General features: G+C 66.0%; 16 protein-coding genes. 7 read left to right on the forward strand and 9 right to left on the reverse strand.

The annotated features are described in order from the left end of the window. Positions 1-8: 8 nt before the first annotated feature. Positions 9-2657, reverse strand: coding sequence for a TonB-dependent receptor plug domain-containing protein (locus BFL28_RS12950; protein WP_069320966.1), 2649 nt, complete (start codon positions 2655-2657; stop codon positions 9-11). Positions 2658-2812: 155 nt separating this feature from the next. Between BFL28_RS12950 and BFL28_RS12955 the strand changes: the two genes are divergently transcribed. Continuing rightward, complete coding sequence (locus BFL28_RS12955) at positions 2813-3889, forward strand: AraC family transcriptional regulator (RefSeq protein ID WP_069320967.1); 1077 nt, start codon at positions 2813-2815, stop codon at positions 3887-3889. Between the two features lie 657 nt (positions 3890-4546). Here the strand turns inward: BFL28_RS12955 and BFL28_RS21520 are convergent. From BFL28_RS21520 to BFL28_RS12975, 5 genes are all read right to left on the reverse strand, one after another. Then, a complete protein-coding gene (locus BFL28_RS21520) occupies positions 4547-4672 on the reverse strand; it encodes a hypothetical protein (protein WP_338152254.1) in 126 nt (41 codons plus the stop codon). Between the two features lie 15 nt (positions 4673-4687). Beyond that, the gene (locus BFL28_RS12960) at positions 4688-4891 is read right to left on the reverse strand and encodes a hypothetical protein (RefSeq protein WP_069320968.1); all 204 of its coding nucleotides are present in this window, start codon (positions 4889-4891) and stop codon (positions 4688-4690) included. Then, positions 4888-5352, reverse strand: a complete 465-nt coding sequence (locus BFL28_RS12965) for a DoxX family membrane protein (protein ID WP_069320969.1) — start codon at positions 5350-5352, stop codon at positions 4888-4890. Before BFL28_RS12965 ends, BFL28_RS12960 begins: the two co-directional genes overlap by 4 nt. Positions 5353-5455: 103 nt before the next feature. Further along, positions 5456-6202 (reverse strand): IclR family transcriptional regulator domain-containing protein, encoded by a 747-nt coding sequence (locus BFL28_RS12970; protein ID WP_158011654.1) that lies wholly within the window; start codon positions 6200-6202, stop codon positions 5456-5458. 49 nt (positions 6203-6251) lie between these two features. After that, positions 6252-7088, reverse strand: a complete 837-nt coding sequence (locus BFL28_RS12975; RefSeq protein ID WP_206599115.1) for an alpha/beta fold hydrolase — start codon at positions 7086-7088, stop codon at positions 6252-6254. A 271-nt stretch (positions 7089-7359) separates the two neighbouring features. On the opposite strand from BFL28_RS12975, the gene BFL28_RS12980 reads away from it, so the two are divergent. The 6 genes from BFL28_RS12980 to BFL28_RS13005 all read left to right on the forward strand — a co-directional run bounded on the left by BFL28_RS12980 (position 7360) and on the right by BFL28_RS13005 (position 13628). After that, positions 7360-8733, forward strand: a complete 1374-nt coding sequence (locus BFL28_RS12980; RefSeq protein WP_069320972.1) for an MFS transporter — start codon at positions 7360-7362, stop codon at positions 8731-8733. A gap of 151 nt (positions 8734-8884) precedes the next feature. Further along, positions 8885-9835 carry an SDR family NAD(P)-dependent oxidoreductase gene (locus tag BFL28_RS12985; RefSeq protein WP_069320973.1) on the forward strand — a complete coding sequence of 317 codons (951 nt, stop codon included), beginning with the start codon at positions 8885-8887 and terminating at the stop codon, positions 9833-9835. Next, a complete protein-coding gene (locus tag BFL28_RS12990; protein ID WP_206599116.1) occupies positions 9835-11010 on the forward strand; it encodes a Rieske 2Fe-2S domain-containing protein in 1176 nt (391 codons plus the stop codon). The genes BFL28_RS12985 and BFL28_RS12990 overlap by 1 nt, the downstream gene beginning before the upstream one ends. 17 nt (positions 11011-11027) lie before the next feature. Further along, positions 11028-11267 (forward strand): hypothetical protein, encoded by a 240-nt coding sequence (locus tag BFL28_RS12995; protein ID WP_069320974.1) that lies wholly within the window; start codon positions 11028-11030, stop codon positions 11265-11267. Between the two features lie 46 nt (positions 11268-11313). Then, positions 11314-12486 (forward strand): acyl-CoA dehydrogenase family protein, encoded by a 1173-nt coding sequence (locus tag BFL28_RS13000; RefSeq protein ID WP_069320975.1) that lies wholly within the window; start codon positions 11314-11316, stop codon positions 12484-12486. Beyond that, positions 12486-13628, forward strand: coding sequence for a CaiB/BaiF CoA transferase family protein (locus tag BFL28_RS13005; protein ID WP_069320976.1), 1143 nt, complete (start codon positions 12486-12488; stop codon positions 13626-13628). The genes BFL28_RS13000 and BFL28_RS13005 overlap by 1 nt, the downstream gene beginning before the upstream one ends. A 39-nt stretch (positions 13629-13667) precedes the next feature. Here BFL28_RS13005 and BFL28_RS13010 read toward each other — a convergent pair whose 3' ends face one another. Genes BFL28_RS13010 through BFL28_RS13020 form a run of 3 tightly spaced genes read right to left on the reverse strand, consistent with a single transcriptional unit; the run spans position 13668 to position 16568 of the window. Beyond that, the gene (locus tag BFL28_RS13010) at positions 13668-14657 is read right to left on the reverse strand and encodes an ABC transporter substrate-binding protein (RefSeq protein WP_069320977.1); all 990 of its coding nucleotides are present in this window, start codon (positions 14655-14657) and stop codon (positions 13668-13670) included. After that, positions 14654-15541 (reverse strand): fumarylacetoacetate hydrolase family protein, encoded by an 888-nt coding sequence (locus BFL28_RS13015; protein WP_069320978.1) that lies wholly within the window; start codon positions 15539-15541, stop codon positions 14654-14656. Before BFL28_RS13015 ends, BFL28_RS13010 begins: the two co-directional genes overlap by 4 nt. Before the next feature lie 22 nt (positions 15542-15563). Then, complete coding sequence (locus BFL28_RS13020) at positions 15564-16568, reverse strand: cupin domain-containing protein (RefSeq protein WP_069320979.1); 1005 nt, start codon at positions 16566-16568, stop codon at positions 15564-15566. Positions 16569-16577: the final 9 nt, after the last annotated feature.

A 16577-nucleotide genomic window follows, 5' to 3' on the forward strand; every position in this document is an offset into this window, starting at 1 on the left:
GCTCGCGTTCAGAAGGACGTGCGCAGGCTCATCGCGGCATAGCGGCCGATCGGGTTGTAGGCGCCGCCGATCCCATCCGTGCCCGGGAAGAAGGGCGGCGTGGCGTCGAACAGGTCGTTCACCTGCAACCCGAGCTCCAGCCCCTTGGCAAAGGCCAGATCAGGCAGCCGCACGGTCAGGCGCAGGTCGACGGTCGTATAGCCCTTCGCCTCGTACAGGGCCGATCCGGTCGGAGTCGCATAGGATGCTGTGACCCCGCTGCGATGATTGACGAAGTTCACGAAGGTCACCGGCCCCGCCGTGACGCCAAGCGTGGTACGCAGCGTCCTGCGCGGAATGCCCGCGTCGAGCGAGTTGCTCACCGCGGAGGTCGGGGACAGCTGGTTGCGGTAGTTCAGGATATAATTGCCCGCGACACCGCCAAAGACGGTCCCGAACGCGGCCGTGTGGCGATAGCGTACGTCGAAGTCGAGGCCGTTGGTCTCCCGCACGCCGAAATTGCCCTGACGCAGGTCGAGAATGTTGCCGATCGCCGGCACCGCGGCAAAGGTATAGTAGAAGGGCACGGTGTTCGCGATCGCCGCACTCACCTGCGCCGCGCCCGGGTCGCGGATCACCCGCGAGGCGAAGGTCGGATCGCTGAACAACAGCGCGCCCAGCCCGGACGGCGTGCCGATCACGTTGTCGTAATGGATGTCGTAGAAGGTGACGCTTGCCGTCAGGTTCGGCACCGCCTTGGGACGAAGGTCGATCCCCGCCGACCAGGTGCGCGCGGTTTCCGGCGTCAGGTCCAGATTGCCGCCGTACAGCAGAATGGTGTTGACCTGCGCCGCGCCGCGCACGGGATCGCGCGCGCCGAATGCATCGACCAGCGCGGCCGCCGAGTAATAGGAGCCGACCGTCGACCCCAGGTCGCGCAGCCCCGGCGCACGGAACGAACGGCCATAGCTGCCGCGCAGATTGACCCCTTCGATCGGCTCCCAGGTCAGGCCGATCTTCGGATTGCTGGTCGATCCGAAGTCGCTGTAGTGATCGTAGCGTCCGGAGAGCGAGAGCGCGAGGCTGTACGCACCCGGGGTTGCGTTGTCGGCACCGAAGATCGGCACGAACAGTTCGCCATAGATCGACTGGACGTCGCGCTTGAGATCCTCGGGGAAGCCGACCCCGCCGCTCTGGCCGCGCTGGCGATAAGTTTCGCGCCGATACTCTGCGCCGACCGCGATCTTCAGCTCGCCGCCGGGCAGTTGCGCGAGCGGCCCGTCGACCTTGACCGCGCCGATGCGCGTGCGTTGCCGGTTGTCGAAGGTCGTCGGGTTGTCGAGGATCGCCGCGACCACCGCCGGGCTGGTGTTGTAGCCGAACGGATCGAGCGCGGTCGCCGTGGTCGTGCCGGCGGCAGCGGCGGTCAGCGCAGTGCTGTTGATCCCGGGCTGGAACGTGTCGTTGCGCGAGAAATTGAACGAGCCGAAGGCCGTGGCCTGGAAGCCGCCCGGCAACTCGATGTCGATGCCCGCCGTCGCGTTGCCGCTGCGCACGCGGAAGGTCTGGTCGAAATGATCCGCGCCGACCAGCCGGTCGGGCCGGAAATCGAAATAGCCGAAGAGCGAACCCGTGCCCGGCGGCGCGCGGAAGAACGGGTTGGCAGCGGTAATCAGGACGAAGGTTTGCCCCGGCAGCGCTGCCTGAACCACGTCGCGCCGATCGGAATAGAGGAAGTCCGCCCACACCGTGACCTTGTCGGACACCGCCTGCCGCGCCGTCGCGAACACGCTGTGCGTGCGGTTCTGCGGCAGCAGGTCGACCGGACCGCGCGGATCGCAGGTATTGAGACCCGGCGCCAGGCCGGGCGCGGCATAGATCGTGCCGGCGAATAGATTGACATTTGCGTCGGGGCAGACCGCCGACCGCGTGTCGATGCCGCCCACCGACCGGAAATCGAGCGAGCGATAGCTGCGGTCGGCTCCCGTGATGTTGCTGTTGTCCTGATATTGATAGGCGATCAGGAACGACCCGCCGCTCCAGTCCTGGCCGAAGACCGCGCCCGCGTTGAACGCATTATAATCGTCCGCGATGCCATAGCGGACGATTGCCTCGAGCCCCTTCACGCGCTTGCGGGTGATGAAGTTGACGACCCCCGCAACCGCTTCCGACCCATAGATCGCCGAAGCGCCGTCGGCGACGATCTCGACTCGCTCGATCGCCAGTTCGGGGATGAAGGGATAATCCGGGTTCGTCTGCTGCGTGCTGCCGGAAATCAGGCGATGGCCGTTCATCAGCGGCAGCGTCGCGGCGGTCGGCAGGCCGCGCAGGCCTGGCGCGAAGGATCCCAGGCCGCCGTTGCTGACCCGCGGGGCGGTGTTGAAGCTGTTGAGTTGGGGCACGGTCGCCAGCAGCTCGGGCGTGCTGGCCGCGCCGATCAGCTTGGCGTCCTCGCGCGATACGCTGATGAGGTCGGATCCAGTGGGCGGAATGCCGCGGATGCTCGAACCGGTCACGACGATTTCGCTCGATGCTTCGATGCCCTCGTCCGCTGCCGGATTGGCTGCATCGGCGCTTTGGGCATGGGCCGCCATCGGCAGGGACAGCAACGCTGCGGCAAGCGCCGATCGGCAAAGCAGCTGTGCCCGCTGGCGCTGACGCATGGTTCGGATCAGCATGGTCTTCAACCCCTCCTCCTGTGGTTCATCGCGGCTATTCCGCCGCCGGACTGCGCCGACTTGATGCCCTGCTTATGCTCTGCCACATGGGCTGATAAGTGCATTTGGGGACATCGCTATGTCCTTGGCGGACACAGCGATCGGGACGGGGACTGATGGCGACGAGCATCGACAAGAATGGCGGCGCGACCGGCCTGAACGGACGGGCAGGCTTCCCCTCGCTCAATCAGCGCAGCTTCGCCCCATTCAAGATCGCGACGGTGATCGACGCGGTGGCGGGCCGGGGCATCACCGCGGAAACCGTGCTCGAACGCACCGGCCTGACGCCAGCGGCCGTGCGCGATCCGCATACGCTGACGTCGATCGGCCAGTATCTGATCGCGTGCGAGAACATCATCGCGGCCGGTGCGCAGTTCCAGGACGCCTTCGCGATCGGATCGCGCCTGCACCTGTCGGCTTATGGAATGTACGGCTATGCGTTGATGTGCTCGCCCACGATGCGCGACTTTTTCGACTTCGCCGTCCGCTACCAACCCCTCGCCACCCCCACCGTCCGCCTCGAATGGCGCACGGAGGGCGACGTGGCGATTTGGCGGTTCCGGGAAATCTATCGCGACGTGATGAGCAGCGAGGTGCGCACCTTCCTGGTGCGGCAGCAGATGAAGATGACCTTCACGCATATCCGCGATACGACCGGGGCCGACAATCTGCCGGTGCGGGCGCTGTTCACCCTGCCCGAGGATGCGCAGGCGGCGAACGATGCCGAGGCGCTGTCATGCCCGTGTTTCTATGACGAGGGCGCGAACGAGCTTCACTACCCGATCGGCATCCTCGACCAGACGCCCGAGCTCGGCAACCGGCTAACGCGCACGATGCTGGAGGAGACCTGCGATCGACTGATCGGCCAAGCCCGTGTGTCCTCGGGCCTGTCAGGCGAGGTGTATCAGTTGCTGATGAAGGCGCCGAGCGAATTTCCCTCCATGACGGCGGTCGCGGCGCAGCTCGGCCTGCAGGAGCGCACGCTGCGGCGGCGACTGGCGGCGGAGGACACCAGCTATGGCGAGATCGTCGACGATGTCCGCCGCAGACTGGCGATCGAATATCTCCAGAGCACCCGGATGAGCGTGGATGATGTCGCATGGAAAGTGGGGTTCAGCGACAGTGCGAACCTGCGCCGCGCGGTTCGCCGCTGGACCGGCAAGACGATCAGCGAACTGCGATCGGGCGTGTAGATGGGCGGGCCGGCGAAGCGGGGCGGTTCGTTGAAAATATGGTGCGCGACGCAGTCGGTAGCGAATTGGTCTCTGATGAATTCCCTGCAAGAACAGGGTATCTACAGGGAAATCATCTTTTTCTGGAGCTAGTCGAGCATGCGCAGTGCCCAGCAAATGGCAGATTTGCGTCGGTTGGGTCACGATTTTCCCTAAGTTGATAACAGGGAATTGAGCCGCGCTATCTGGGTACGAACTGCTCGTGATCAGGGAAGCGGGCACCCGCAAGCAGGGAACAACCGTTGCGCGGAAGAGCCGCAGATTGGCACGTGAACCGATTTAGCGGTCGGCCATTTCTGCGTGCAGCAGGACTGTAGCCCAACCGCCCTGCTGCGCCAGGATCTGCTCGCTCAGAACCTCAACTGAGCGTGCGCTCGAAGTGCCCCGCCAGGTGCCTGGATCACACTCCTCCATGCCGGAACATTCGCCTGGCTGGAGCGAGTGCTCCGAGGCGATGGAGTCCGATGGAGCCGGTTGCCCGTACCCTGGTTCTAGATCGAACCATCGAGCTACCGGTCATCAAGGCGGTTTTTCGTTCGCTTGGCGTCTCGGCGATGAAAGGCAACCGGCTCGCCGTCAGCCGGCCTTGCGCCCGACGATCCGGCGCCCTTCCGCCTCTCAGAAACGCATATTGATCGTCTGCGCGGCATATGCACCGTCGGCATCGGTCGGTTCGAGCCAATTGCGCAGCGGCGAAATGGCCCCGCTCGAATAGGCGTCGCGCAACCGCCGGGCGAGTGTCATGCACGCCTTGGGTCATCAACCTTCTCCGGGCGCGCCGCCCCGATGCGCGGCGGCACGGGCGTCGAACCACAGCTTGAGGAAGGTCAGCACCCCGGCGAGCAGGGGCGTCCCGTAGTCATAGAGGCGCAGCGGCCGCTCGAAAAAGGTGGTCGAGGCCAGCACCACGGCGATCAGCGTGACCGCTACGACGCCTAACAATATCACGACGTGACGCTTCATGGCCGGTGCGCCCCCGCGTCGTTCGATCGCAGCCCGTCCCAGAACCAAAGCGGGGCGGAACGGCGCTTGCAGAAGCCCGCATAATGGCCACCATAGGCCAATAGCAGGAAGCCGATCAGGATCAGTTCCTGTATGCCGGTGAACAGCTGGCGGGGATGCGGCGATATCAGCAGGTTGAGATAGATGATCACGGCGCTGATCGCAGCCATGAAGATCAGCGCCAGCGGCACGAAGCGGTTCAGCACCAGCATCGCGCCGAGTACGATCTCGAGATATTTGACGCCCTGATACATGCCGACCTCGGACAGCGCGGCCATATAGTCGCCAACGGCGCCCGCCTTGCTGAAATCGGGAACCACGCCCATCACGGCATAGTTCAGCCCCGACACCAGGAAATGGATGCCGTAATAGAGCCTGGCAAACAGGACGATATAGTGCCAGCGCGATCCGCCTGCCGTCATGTTTCGCTCCCGGTGAGTGATCCCCAAGGCTAGCCGACGGCCGGTAATCGCGACACGGGCAGTTGCCGCCGCGTCCACCTTCCGGACAATGACGTCGTGCCGATCAATTCTCGAACGATGCCGCGATCGCCCGCGCGCTTTCCTGGAGCAGCGGGACGTAATTGTTCAGCGCATCACCGAGCACCACGGCCGAGGTCGGGAAGGTGGTGCACAAGGCGCCGACCGCGGTCGAATAGACGACCACCGGTACCGCGATCGTGCTGGTGCGCTCCGGCTCGCCGCCGCTGCGCAGGGCATAGCCCTTTTCCGCAGCCTGCGCGATACGATAGCGCGCCGCCGCGACGCCGTCGCCGCGCACGTCGTCGGGTCCGCTGCGCCGGCGATGCCGCTCCAAAACCGCCTCACGATCCTCGGTCGTGCAGGCCGAGAGGTAGGCGCAGCCCATCGCCGTCGTAGTCATCGGCAGGTGCAGGCCGGTGCGGCCGCTGTCGAACACGAACGGGTTGCTGTCGCGAGTCGTTTCCTGAACGACCATCACATCGTCCTCGGGCGTGGCGAAGGTGAGCGGCCAGCGCAGCCGCTTTTGCAATTCGGCAAGCACCGGCGCGGCCTTTTCCGCCAGCCGGCTCTCGGGCTTGTAGCCCGCACTGAGCGACAGGATCTGCGACGTCAGCCGGATCGCGCTCTTGCCGCTCACCCGCTCGGTATAGCCGAAGCTGCACAGGCTATCGACCATACGATGGATCGCCGGGCGGGAAATCCCGGTTACGCGATGCAGGTCGACCACGGTGCAGATCCCAAGGTCGTTGATCGATTTGATGACCGTCAGCAAACGTCCGTCAATCGCCATGTGCCTCTCCTTGCGTCTTCCCTGCCGGCTTCGCCCGCGTCGGTGCGGATCAGTTCGGGGGGTTATCCTTGATGAAACGGTCGACCATGGTGTTGAACTCGGCGGCATGTTCGAGTTGCAGCCAGTGGCCGCAGCGGTTGACGATCAGCGCGCGCGAATCCCGGATCATCTGGGTCAGTCGAAGCGCATGGGTGAAATGCGTCACGCGATCGTCGCGGCCGTGCATCAGTAGCGCCGGCGCCTTGATCGTCGGGATCATTTCCTGGTTGAGCCGCACCATCGGGCCCTTGCCATGGCCGCCGATCCAGTTGTCGACATGCGCGCGCTGCGCCAGCGTATTGGCGAGTCGCTCAGCGATCAGCTCGTCGGTCACGTTCGACGAATCGAATGTCATGACGCTGGTCAGCGCGCGGATCGTCTCGATGCTCGGCTCGAAATAGGCGCGTTCCAGCACCTTGACGCCTTCGGTCAGGCCGCCCGCTTCGAAGATGCCGGGCACGCCCGACGGCGATCCCATGGTGATGAGATGCGACACCAGCTCGGGCCGTTCATACGCCAGTCGGATGACCGATGCGCCACCCATCGAATTGCCGACCACTGCAGCCTGCTCGATACCCAGCGCCTCCAGCAGCTCAGCAAGCGCGCCGGAATTGTCGCGGTTTTCATAAGCGACTGGCTGCGACTTGCCCCAGCCGGGCAGGTCCACCGCCAACACGCGGTAATGCTGCGAGAGATAGGGAATGTTCGGGTTGTAGTTGCTCCAGCCCGATGCGCCCGGCCCGCCGCCATGCACCAGCACCACCGGATGGCCGCTGCCGGCCTCATTATAGTGGATGTCCCAGTTTTTGGTCTTGATCCGCTTGCTCGTGGCTTCCTGAGTCAGCACCTTATCCACTCCTCCCGGGCCGGCTCGAGGCCGACCGTTCCGGCTTCACCTGTCCGCCTCGCGGACAGCTCGACAGTTTTTTCCAGGGCGCTTCTCGCGTCGCCCTCCACACCCAGCGCATCGTCACCGACGACCCGCCCACAAGCGGGATGACACCACCCGCTGGCTGCTGTAGGCAGATAGCAGGTTCCAGAATATACATTCAACAAATATCTGCACTGATGCATTGCACCGGCCCTGGCCGGGTGCGACACATGATTAGCGAGAGGACATGGCTGAAATGGCGGATGACCAGACTGCGTCCAGAATGCGCCGCCGCGCGCTTTGGTCGAGCTACCTCGGTTCAGCGATCGAATATTACGACTTCCTGCTCTACGGCATCGCCGCCGCCCTGGTGTTTCCCAAGGTGTTCTTCGCGCTCGATCCCAAGGTTGCGGTTCTCGCGTCCTTCGCGACCCTGGCGGTCGGCTATGTCGCGCGACCGCTGGGGGCGATCTTCTTTGGTCATTATGGCGATCGCATCGGCCGCAAGAAGATGCTGATGATGACGCTCTATCTGATGGGCGCCGCCAGCTTCCTGATGGGCGCGCTCCCCTCGCATGCGCAAGTTGGCATCGCCGCGCCGATCGCGCTGATCCTGCTCCGGCTGGTTCAAGGCTTCGCCGTCGGAGGTGAATGGGCCGGCGCGACGCTGCTGTCGATGGAGCATGCCGGGAAGAAGTCGCGCGGGTTTGCGGCCTCGATCGTCGGTTCGGGCGCGCCCACTGGCGCGGTGATGGCGACGGTGGTGCTGATGCCCTTCGCCGCGATGGACGAATCGGCATTCCTCAGCTGGGGCTGGCGCGTGCCGTTCCTGCTCAGCGCGCTACTCGTCGCGCTCGCCGTCTATCTGCGCCGCTCGGTCGAGGAGACGCCCGACTTCGTCGCGATGCAGCAGGCGCAGGCGCGCGATGCCGCCGCGCCCCGCCCGATCCCGCTGTTCGTGATCTTCCGCGCCTATCCACGGGCGCTGGTCAACGGCGTGCTGGGCTCGCTCGCCTGCCTCGCCATGACGACGCTCGCCGCGACCTTCCTCATCAACTATGCGATCAGCGTCGGCAGCCATGACCGATCGCAGGCGCTCGGCACGCTGACGATCGTCAACATCATCCACATCTTCGCCATCCCCGCCTTCGCCATCCTCTCGGATCGAGTCGGGCGCCGTCCGGTGATGCTGTTCGGTGCGATCGCGGGCATGGTGCTGATCTTCCCGATCTTCTGGCTGGTGCGCTCGGGCGATGGCTGGGCGCTGTTCCTCGCGCTGGTGCTCGCCAATCCGGTCGTCCACGCCATGATGGGCGGGCCGCTCAGCGCCTGGCTGGGCGAGAAGTTCGCCGCTGACATCCGCTACAGCGGCATGGCGGTGACCTTCCAGCTCGGCTCGACGCTCGCGGCCGGCTTCACGCCACTGCTCGCCACCTGGCTGTTGATGCGCGGCAACGGCACCGATCCGACGGCGGTCGGCGTATTCTACATCACGCTGTGCGTCATTTCCGCCCTCGCCATCCTGCGAGCGCCGGAAAGCTTCCGCAAAACCCTCGATCTCACCACGCCGCCGGGCGCAGCGGGATCGCGCGGGCCGGCGGCGCAGCCGGTCGCCGATTGACGCGCGGGCGGCGGGCAACCCCGCCGCCCCGCCCCTTTTCTCGATGTCCACTCTACGGGCGCGCGCGCCGCGGCGCCTTCGCAAAATGGGCGACGTTGCCCAAAGCTGGAGGCCACGGACCAGGCGCCGTTTTTCGAGACAGAGGAAGACCATGGGCAGGTTGCAAGGCAAGGTGGCAATCGTGTTCGGCGCTGGGCCGAACATCGGCGGTACCATCGCCCATTTCTTGGCGCGCGAAGGGGCAAGCGTTGCGGTCAGCGACGTCAGCCAGGCTGCCGCCGACGAGACCGTCGCATTCATCCGCGACCGGGGGTTCCAGGCGCACGCGCTGCAGGGTGACGCCACCGCCGCCGCGGATGTCGAACGCATCGTGGCGCAGACCGTCGCGGTCTATGGCCGCGTCGACATTGCCGTGAACATGGCCGGACGGGTACATTGGTCGCACCTGCTCGACATGGATCTGGACGACTGGCGCGATGCGGTGCTCAGCTTCCCGACGGCCGGTCTGCTCACCACCAAGGCGGTCGCGCGGGCGATGATCGATGCCGGCCATGGCGGATCGATCATCCACCTTCTGTCCACCGCCGCGCATTTCGGCGAGGCGGACGGTGCTGCCTATACCTCGTCCAAGGCGGCGCTGCTCAGCTTCGCTCGCTCGGCGGCGATGGACCTCGCCGCCTTTGGCATTCGCGTGAACACGGTGACGCCGTGCGCCATGGAGCATCAGCTGTGGACGCTGATGAAGGACGAGGTGCTCGACCCCAATTGGCAGGCGCCCACGCATGCCGCCTTCTATTCGCGCGACGACTATCTGAAGATGCTGCCGCTTCAGCGCTTCCCGCGTGCGTCGGACCTCGCCTGGGCAACCGTATTCCTCGCTTCGGACGAAGCTTCCGTGATCACCGGGATCGACATTCCGGTCGATGCCGGCCTGCGCCACAAATACCCCACCTGGACGCCGGGCGCGCATAGCGGCGTCAACATCAAGGACTATGCGGCAAACGCCCGCGTCACGCGCTTCGGCGAGGCTCAGGAACGGCTGATTCCCGGCCACGCCGCGAGCGCGTCCGGCTCCGCCGCCGATCGACAGGAGAATCAGTGATGACCGAGCGTGTCGCCGAAGGCGCCATGATGGAGCGCCTGCGCAAGCTGCACCTGACCGGCTCGGACACGGCCATGGGCAAGCTGCTGCGCAGCTTCTGGCAACCCGTCGCGCTCGCCGACTCGGTGGTGCCCGGCAAGGCCCGGCCCCTCCGCGTGATGGGTGAGGACCTTACCCTCTATCGCGGCGACAGCGGCAAGCCGTTCCTGGTCGGTGGCCTCTGCCCGCACCGTCGCACGATGCTCGCCAATGGCTGGGTGCAGGGCGATGAGATCCGTTGCATGTACCATGGCTGGAAGTTCAACGGCGCCGGTGCGTGCACCGAACGGCCGGCCGAGCGCACCGCGGGCAATGCCGGGGTCAAGATCGTCAGCTACCCGGTGCACGAATATGCCGGGCTGATCTTCGCCTATATGGGTGAGGGCGAGGCGCCCGAATTCGAACTGCCGCGCAAGTCGGTGTTCGAACGTCCCGGCGCGCTCCAATTCGCCCGGCTCGAAACCTGGCCGTGCAACTGGCTCCAGCAGGTCGAGAATTCGATGGACGCCGTGCATGTCAGCTTCGTGCATCATTGGGGCATGGTCGGGTCGTTCGGCGCGGTGGTCGCGGCGACGGTGCCCGAACTCTCCTATGAGGAGACCGACGCCGGCATCCGCCAGACCGCGGTGCGCTCGGCCGGTTCGACCCGTGTGTCCGACTGGACCTTCCCCAACAACAACCACATCTCGCACCCGACGCTCGAACTCGACGATCCCTGGGTCGATGTCGGCGTGTGGATGACGCCGGTCGATGACGAGAACACGATGCGGTTCCTGATCTACTCGATCCCCGCCTCCACGCCCGAGGCGGACGCACGCATCCGCGACTATTTCGATACATATTCCGAATATAATCCGGCCGATCACCACGATGACCTGTTCGTCAACGGCAACCTGCCCGACGACAGACTGGTGCAGCTGACCTCGGCGCAGGACTATGTCGCAGCGGTCGGCCAAGGCACGATCGTCGATCGCACCAAGGAAGTGCTCGGCCGCTCGGACATGGGCATCGCCTTGCTCCGCCGGCTCTACTGGCGCGAGATGGACGCGATCGAAAAGGGTGTGCCGGGCAAGCGCTGGAAGCGACTTTCCGCCGACGCGCACATGCCCAAGCAGGTCAACGAGATCGCCGGCTGATCGCTGCCGACCGCCCGATGCGACCCGCCGACTTCGCCACGATCGACACGCGATTGTTCGAGCGCCTGCTCTGGGGCTCGCTCGATGCGCTGCGCATTCGCTTGACCGACGGGCGCAGCGTGACCGGACAGCCGGTGGCGCTGCATCGGTGGGGCGCAACCGGTGATGCGGATGCCGAGCCGGCCGGCGAGATCCGCCTGATCGCAAACGGCGAGACGCTTACCCTGTCCTATGACCAGATCGCCGACATCGAATGATCGCGTGCGCATCGTCCTTCGCGCCGCCCCAGAGTGAGACCTGACCATGTTCGACACCGCGCCCGACCATGCCCTGCCCGAGGAACTGATCCAGTTCCGCGACAATATCCGGCGTTTCGTCGAGCGCGAACTGATGCCGCTCGAACGCCATGTGACGATCGACGGAAAGCTGCCGCCCGACGTTCAGGCCGCCGCGGCGGTCAAGGCGAAGGCGGCCGGCTTCTGGCTGATGGACATGCCCGAGGAGCTTGGCGGCGCCGACCTCAACCTGCTCGCGCTCGCCATCTTCTGGGAAGAGATCGCTCGAACGACTGCGGTGTCGGCGCGTGACCAGTCGATCTTCGGCCCGACGATCGGCCCGATCCTGCTCGCGCTCCAAGGCGAAATGCGCGAGAAATATCTGATGCCGGTCGTGCGCGGCGAGCTGAAGGCCTGCTTTGCCCAGACCGAGGCCGATGCCGGTTCCGACCCCTCGGCGATGCGCACCCGCGCCGTGCGCACCGCTGGCGGTTGGAAGATCGACGGCGCCAAGCGCTACATCACCAAGGCCGCCGACGCCGATTTCGCTCAGGTGTTCGCGGTGACCGATCCTGAAAAGGGCGCGAGGGGCGGCATTTCCTGCTTCATCGTCGACATGGACACGCCGGGCGTGTCCATCGGCCCGGCCGAGATGACGATGATGGGCGACACGCCGTACGAGATCTTCCTCGACAATGTCGAAGTCCCGGCCGAGCATCTCGTCGGCGGCGAGGGCCTAGGCTTCACGCTTGCGCAGAAATACATCAACTACGGCCGCATTCGCCACGGCGCGCACAGCTGCGGGGCGATGGCACGGTGTCTCGAAATGACCGCCGCCTATGTCAAGCAGCGCAAGACGTTCGGCGCGCTGCTGTCGGATCGACAGGGCGTTCAGTGGATGCTGGCTGACGGCTATATGGCGCTGCACGCCGCGCGGCTCATGGTGCACGACGCGGCGGCCAAGGTGGATCGCGGGATCGAGGCGCGGGTCGAGACCTTCATGGCCAAGATCAATGGCGTCGAAAGCGGCTACAAGGTGGTCGACGATTGCCTTCAGCTGCACGGCGGCATGGGCCTGACGCGCGAGACGCCGCTCGAACGCTATTGGCGCGACCTGCGCAGTTTCCGCATCACCGAAGGTCCGACCGAAGTGCTCAAGACCACGATGGCGCGTTCGATCCTTCAGCGCGCGGGGCTGTGATGCACGCGGTGCTCAACGACATGCTGGTCATCGAGCTCGGCACGATGGTCACCGCGCCGCTCGCCGGCATGATGCTCGGCGACATGGGCGCACGCGTCATCAAGGTCGAGCAGCCCGAGACCGGCGATCCCTTTCGCGGCCATGGCGGCGGCCGCTACAGCCCACCGTTCGTCGCTTATAATCGCGGCAAGCAGAGCATCCAGCTCGACCTGCGCTCGGAAGATGGCCTTGCCGACCTCATCCGCCTGCTCGAACGCGCCGATGTGGTGATCGAGAATTTCCGCCCCGGCGTGATGCAGCGCATGGGGCTCGACCATGCGCGGCTGCGCGCGATCAACCCACGCCTTGTCCACGCGTCAATCACGGGCTTCGGCGCGGATGGCCCGTACAAGGGCCGCCCGGCCTATGACAGCGTGCCGCTGGCGCTATCCGGCCTGTCCTCGCTGCTGCTGGATCCGGCCGACCCGCGCATGGCCGGGCCGACGATCGCCGACAATGTCACCGGCATGTATGCGGTGCAGGGCGTGCTGGGCGCGCTGCTGCGGCGCGACGCGACCGGCGAGGGCGGGCATGTCGAGGTCAACATGCTGGAGGCCGCGATCTCGTTCATCCCCGACGCCTTCGCCCAGCACAGCCGCGCGGGAATCGTCTCCGGCCCCGACACGCGCGTACGCATTTCCCAGGCCTATGCGCTGACCTGTGGCGACGGGCGGCTGCTGACGGTCCACATGTCGTCGGTGAAGAAGTTCTGGGAAGGGCTGCTCAAGGTCATCGAGCGGCCCGAACTGGCGAGCGACGAACGCTTTGCCACGCCGGTCGTGCGGACCCGCAATTACGACGCGCTGCGCGCCCTGCTGGGCGAGATCTTCGCGACGCGGCCGCGCGAGGCGTGGATGGCGGCGCTGGCGGCGCAGGAAGTGCCGGCGGCGCCGGTGCTGTCGGTCGATGAAGTCGCCGCCGACCCCCAGGTCGCGCATCTCGGCACCTTTGCGACCAGCGAGCATCCGACGATGGGCCAGGTGGTCGGCATCAAGAGCCCGATCACGCTGGATGGCGCGCGGCTCGACACGCTGGCGCCGCCGCCCGAGCTTGGCGCGGACCACGCCGCGATCGCGGCCGAATTCGACCTGCACACGCGCTGAACCCGCATCGCGCAGGCCCGCGCGAGGCGGGCGGACGCTTCAGATCGTGAATTGCTCGAACGTCGCCGGATGGAACAGATCCTCCGGCGTGATGCGGCGCGAAGAGAGCCCCTGGCGATGGTGCTGGGCGAAGAAATCGTCGAGCACATGGCGGTTGCCTTCGATGCCATAGGTCCAGAAATCGCGGCCCATCAGCGCCATGTCGGCCTGTAGCCGCTCGTCGACGAACGGCATGGTGATCTTGCACGCCGAGGTTTCGAGCAGATGCTCAAGGCAGACGTCCTTGGCCTGCGAAAACGCCTTGTACACCGCGCCCGGCAGCCAGGGGTGCGCTTCTGCAATACTGCGGCGAACGCCCAGAATGTGCATGATCGGAAAGATCCGGCGCCGCTCGTAATAGGCTTTCGCCTCGGCCATCGGATCGTCGAACAGCCAGCCGATCTCGCCGGCATCGGCCGGCGCGACGTCCGGCGCGCGCGGCGCGATATAGCCGTCGATCTCCCCTTCCGCGAGCAGCGCCGAGATGGTCTTGCCCTCCGGCGCGTCGATCAGGCGGATGCCCTCAGGCAGGTCGAGCTTGATCTTCTCGGGCCGGCCCGCGTCGGAAATGCCGCCGCGCACCCAGGTGATATCCTCGGGCGAGACACCGTAATCCTGCTCCAGGAACGCGCGGATCCACACCATCGCGGTCAGCTGATATTCGGGAAGGCCGACCTTCTTCCCCTTAAGGTCCTGCGGCCGTTTGATGCGGTCCTTTCGCACATAGAAGGCCGAGTGGCGGAACATACGCGACAGGAACACCGGCACGCCGACATAGGGCAGCGTGCCGTTCGCGGCCTTTACGGTCGATGACGACAGCGACAGCTCGCAAATGTCGAACTCGGCCTGGCGAAATGCGCGGAAGAAAATCTCCTCGGGCGACAGCCGCATGAAGACGGGATCGACGCCGTCGATCTGGACGTCGCCGTCGAACAGCGGGCGGCAGCGATCGTAATTGCCGACCGCGACGGACAGCTGCAGCTTGCTCACTTGGTTTCCTCACTGCCGGTATAATGCGGGTGGATGGCGACGGTCATGTCGGCGATGTCCTGGATGGTACAGGTGATGACGTCGCCGGGCACGACCGGGCCGACGCCCTCGCACGTCCCGGTCATGATGATGTCGCCGGGGTAGAGCGTGTAGAAGCGCGAGGCATAGGCGATCTGCTCGGCCAGCTTCATGATCATATGGCGCGTGTTCGACGCCTGGCGCAGCTCGCCATTGACGTGCAGTGAAAAGTCGAGCCTCTCGGGATCGGCGATCTCGTCGGCCGTGACTAGCCACGGGCCGAGCACGGCATAGCTGTCGCCCGATTTGCGCAGGCTGCGATCCTCAGGCCCGCGCACCACCATGTCGAGCGCGATGGCATAGCCGGCGATCGCGCCGAGCGCTTCGTCCACGCCGATGTTGCTGATCGTGCGGCCGATGACCACGCCCAGTTCCATCTCGTGATCGTTGCGGCGGTCGGGGAAGCGCAGCGTGATCCCCTCCCCCGGCCCGACCAGCGCGCTCACTGCCTTGAGGAAGAAACCCTGCTGCTCGATCGAGCCGCGAAACCGGTCCGAAAAGGTCGCGACATCGCCCTCGGCCTCGGCGACGTGCGCGTGATAATTGACCGGCACGCCGACGATCTTGCTCGGCCGCTGCACCGGCGAGCGGAAGCGCGCCTGCGCCACCGGCTTGGTCACGGCCGAGGGAAGCGCCGCCTCGATCGCCGGGCGCAACACCTCGAGAGCGGCGATCAGCGGATCGCCCTTCGTCGCCATCCATGGCTGACCCGGCACCGGCAGCGTCGCAAGCGCCGCGCTGACGTCATGGACCAGGCCGTCCTGCACCACGCCGAGCCGGCCCTCGTCGAAAATGGCAATCTTCATCTTTATTCCACTGCTGCGCCGTTCAGGCGGTTTCTTCGTTGAGGATGCCAAGCCGGCGCATCACGTCGCGGTCGGACAGCATGAACAGCTTCGCCTCGCCGCCGACTGCGCTGTGGCTGGCGAGATTGCCCTGCGGGATGGTGAAGAAGTCCTTCTCGCGCCATTCGAAGCTGACATCGCCGATCTGCGAACGCCCTGCGCCGGAGACGACGACACAGGCGACGCTGGCGTTGCTGCGCCGCGCGGTCGTCGGCTGGCCGGGCTCCAGCGCGGTCATTGCGCAGTCGAGCAGCGGCTGTGCCTGCGCGCCGGTCAGCGGGTCGGCGTAGCGGATGGTGCGCGAACCGTCGGCCGCGCGCGGCGCGGCCGCCAGCGCCTTGCACGCATCGGCATAGGCATAGCGGAACACCGGCGAATGGGCGGCGCCGCCCGGCACCTCGACCGGCACGAAGCCGGTCGCGGCAAAGGCGTCGTCGGGCCAGGTCGGCGGCGTGTCGACCACTGGCGGCGGCTGGAACCGGGCCGTGCCCAGCGCGCTGTGCAGCGGCACGTCGAGCGCGTCGAGCCACAGCACCGGCACGCCGCCGTCATGACGATGTTCGTGCCAGCACCAGGCCGGGGTCAGGATCAGGTCGCCATATTCCATCGGGCACGGCTTGCCATTGACGAAGGTGGTCGCGCCGCTGCCCTCGAGCGCGAAGCGGATCGCGCCCATCGAATGGCGGTGCGGCCGCGCCGTCTCGCCCGGCAACAGGCACTGCACGGCGCATAGCATCGTGCCCACCGTATATTCGTCCAGCGGCGAGCGGGCGTGCGGCGTCAGATATTGCAGCACGCGGCGCTCGACGATGTCCGGCGAGGTTTCGGCAAAGGCGTGGTCGAGCAGCGGCCGGGTCCTGGCCCATTCCCACAGATGCGCGCGCTGCGGCGGCGCCGGCGGGCGGTGCGCGGTGGGGCTCAGCCACAGCGGCGCAAGGTGATGCGCGCGCCATTGCTCGAGCACGTCCGGAGGGGTCTGGTCGGTCATCGCTGCGCC

Origin of the sequence: Sphingomonas turrisvirgatae (assembly GCF_001721295.1) — a bacterium.
Lineage (GTDB): Bacteria > Pseudomonadota > Alphaproteobacteria > Sphingomonadales > Sphingomonadaceae > Sphingomonas > Sphingomonas turrisvirgatae.

Coding starts and splice junctions, on each gene's coding strand:
- BFL28_RS12950 (WP_069320966.1), bottom strand. CDS start 2,657: ATGCTGATCCGAACCATGCGTCAGCGCCAGCGGGCACAGCTGCTTTGC.
- BFL28_RS12955 (WP_069320967.1), top strand. CDS start 2,813: ATGGCGACGAGCATCGACAAGAATGGCGGCGCGACCGGCCTGAACGGA.
- BFL28_RS21520 (WP_338152254.1), bottom strand. CDS start 4,672: ATGACACTCGCCCGGCGGTTGCGCGACGCCTATTCGAGCGGGGCCATT.
- BFL28_RS12960 (WP_069320968.1), bottom strand. CDS start 4,891: ATGAAGCGTCACGTCGTGATATTGTTAGGCGTCGTAGCGGTCACGCTG.
- BFL28_RS12965 (WP_069320969.1), bottom strand. CDS start 5,352: ATGACGGCAGGCGGATCGCGCTGGCACTATATCGTCCTGTTTGCCAGG.
- BFL28_RS12970 (WP_158011654.1), bottom strand. CDS start 6,202: ATGGCGATTGACGGACGTTTGCTGACGGTCATCAAATCGATCAACGAC.
- BFL28_RS12980 (WP_069320972.1), top strand. CDS start 7,360: ATGGCTGAAATGGCGGATGACCAGACTGCGTCCAGAATGCGCCGCCGC.
- BFL28_RS12985 (WP_069320973.1), top strand. CDS start 8,885: ATGGGCAGGTTGCAAGGCAAGGTGGCAATCGTGTTCGGCGCTGGGCCG.
- BFL28_RS12990 (WP_206599116.1), top strand. CDS start 9,835: ATGACCGAGCGTGTCGCCGAAGGCGCCATGATGGAGCGCCTGCGCAAG.
- BFL28_RS12995 (WP_069320974.1), top strand. CDS start 11,028: ATGCGACCCGCCGACTTCGCCACGATCGACACGCGATTGTTCGAGCGC.
- BFL28_RS13000 (WP_069320975.1), top strand. CDS start 11,314: ATGTTCGACACCGCGCCCGACCATGCCCTGCCCGAGGAACTGATCCAG.
- BFL28_RS13005 (WP_069320976.1), top strand. CDS start 12,486: ATGCACGCGGTGCTCAACGACATGCTGGTCATCGAGCTCGGCACGATG.
- BFL28_RS13015 (WP_069320978.1), bottom strand. CDS start 15,541: ATGAAGATTGCCATTTTCGACGAGGGCCGGCTCGGCGTGGTGCAGGAC.
- BFL28_RS13020 (WP_069320979.1), bottom strand. CDS start 16,568: ATGACCGACCAGACCCCTCCGGACGTGCTCGAGCAATGGCGCGCGCAT.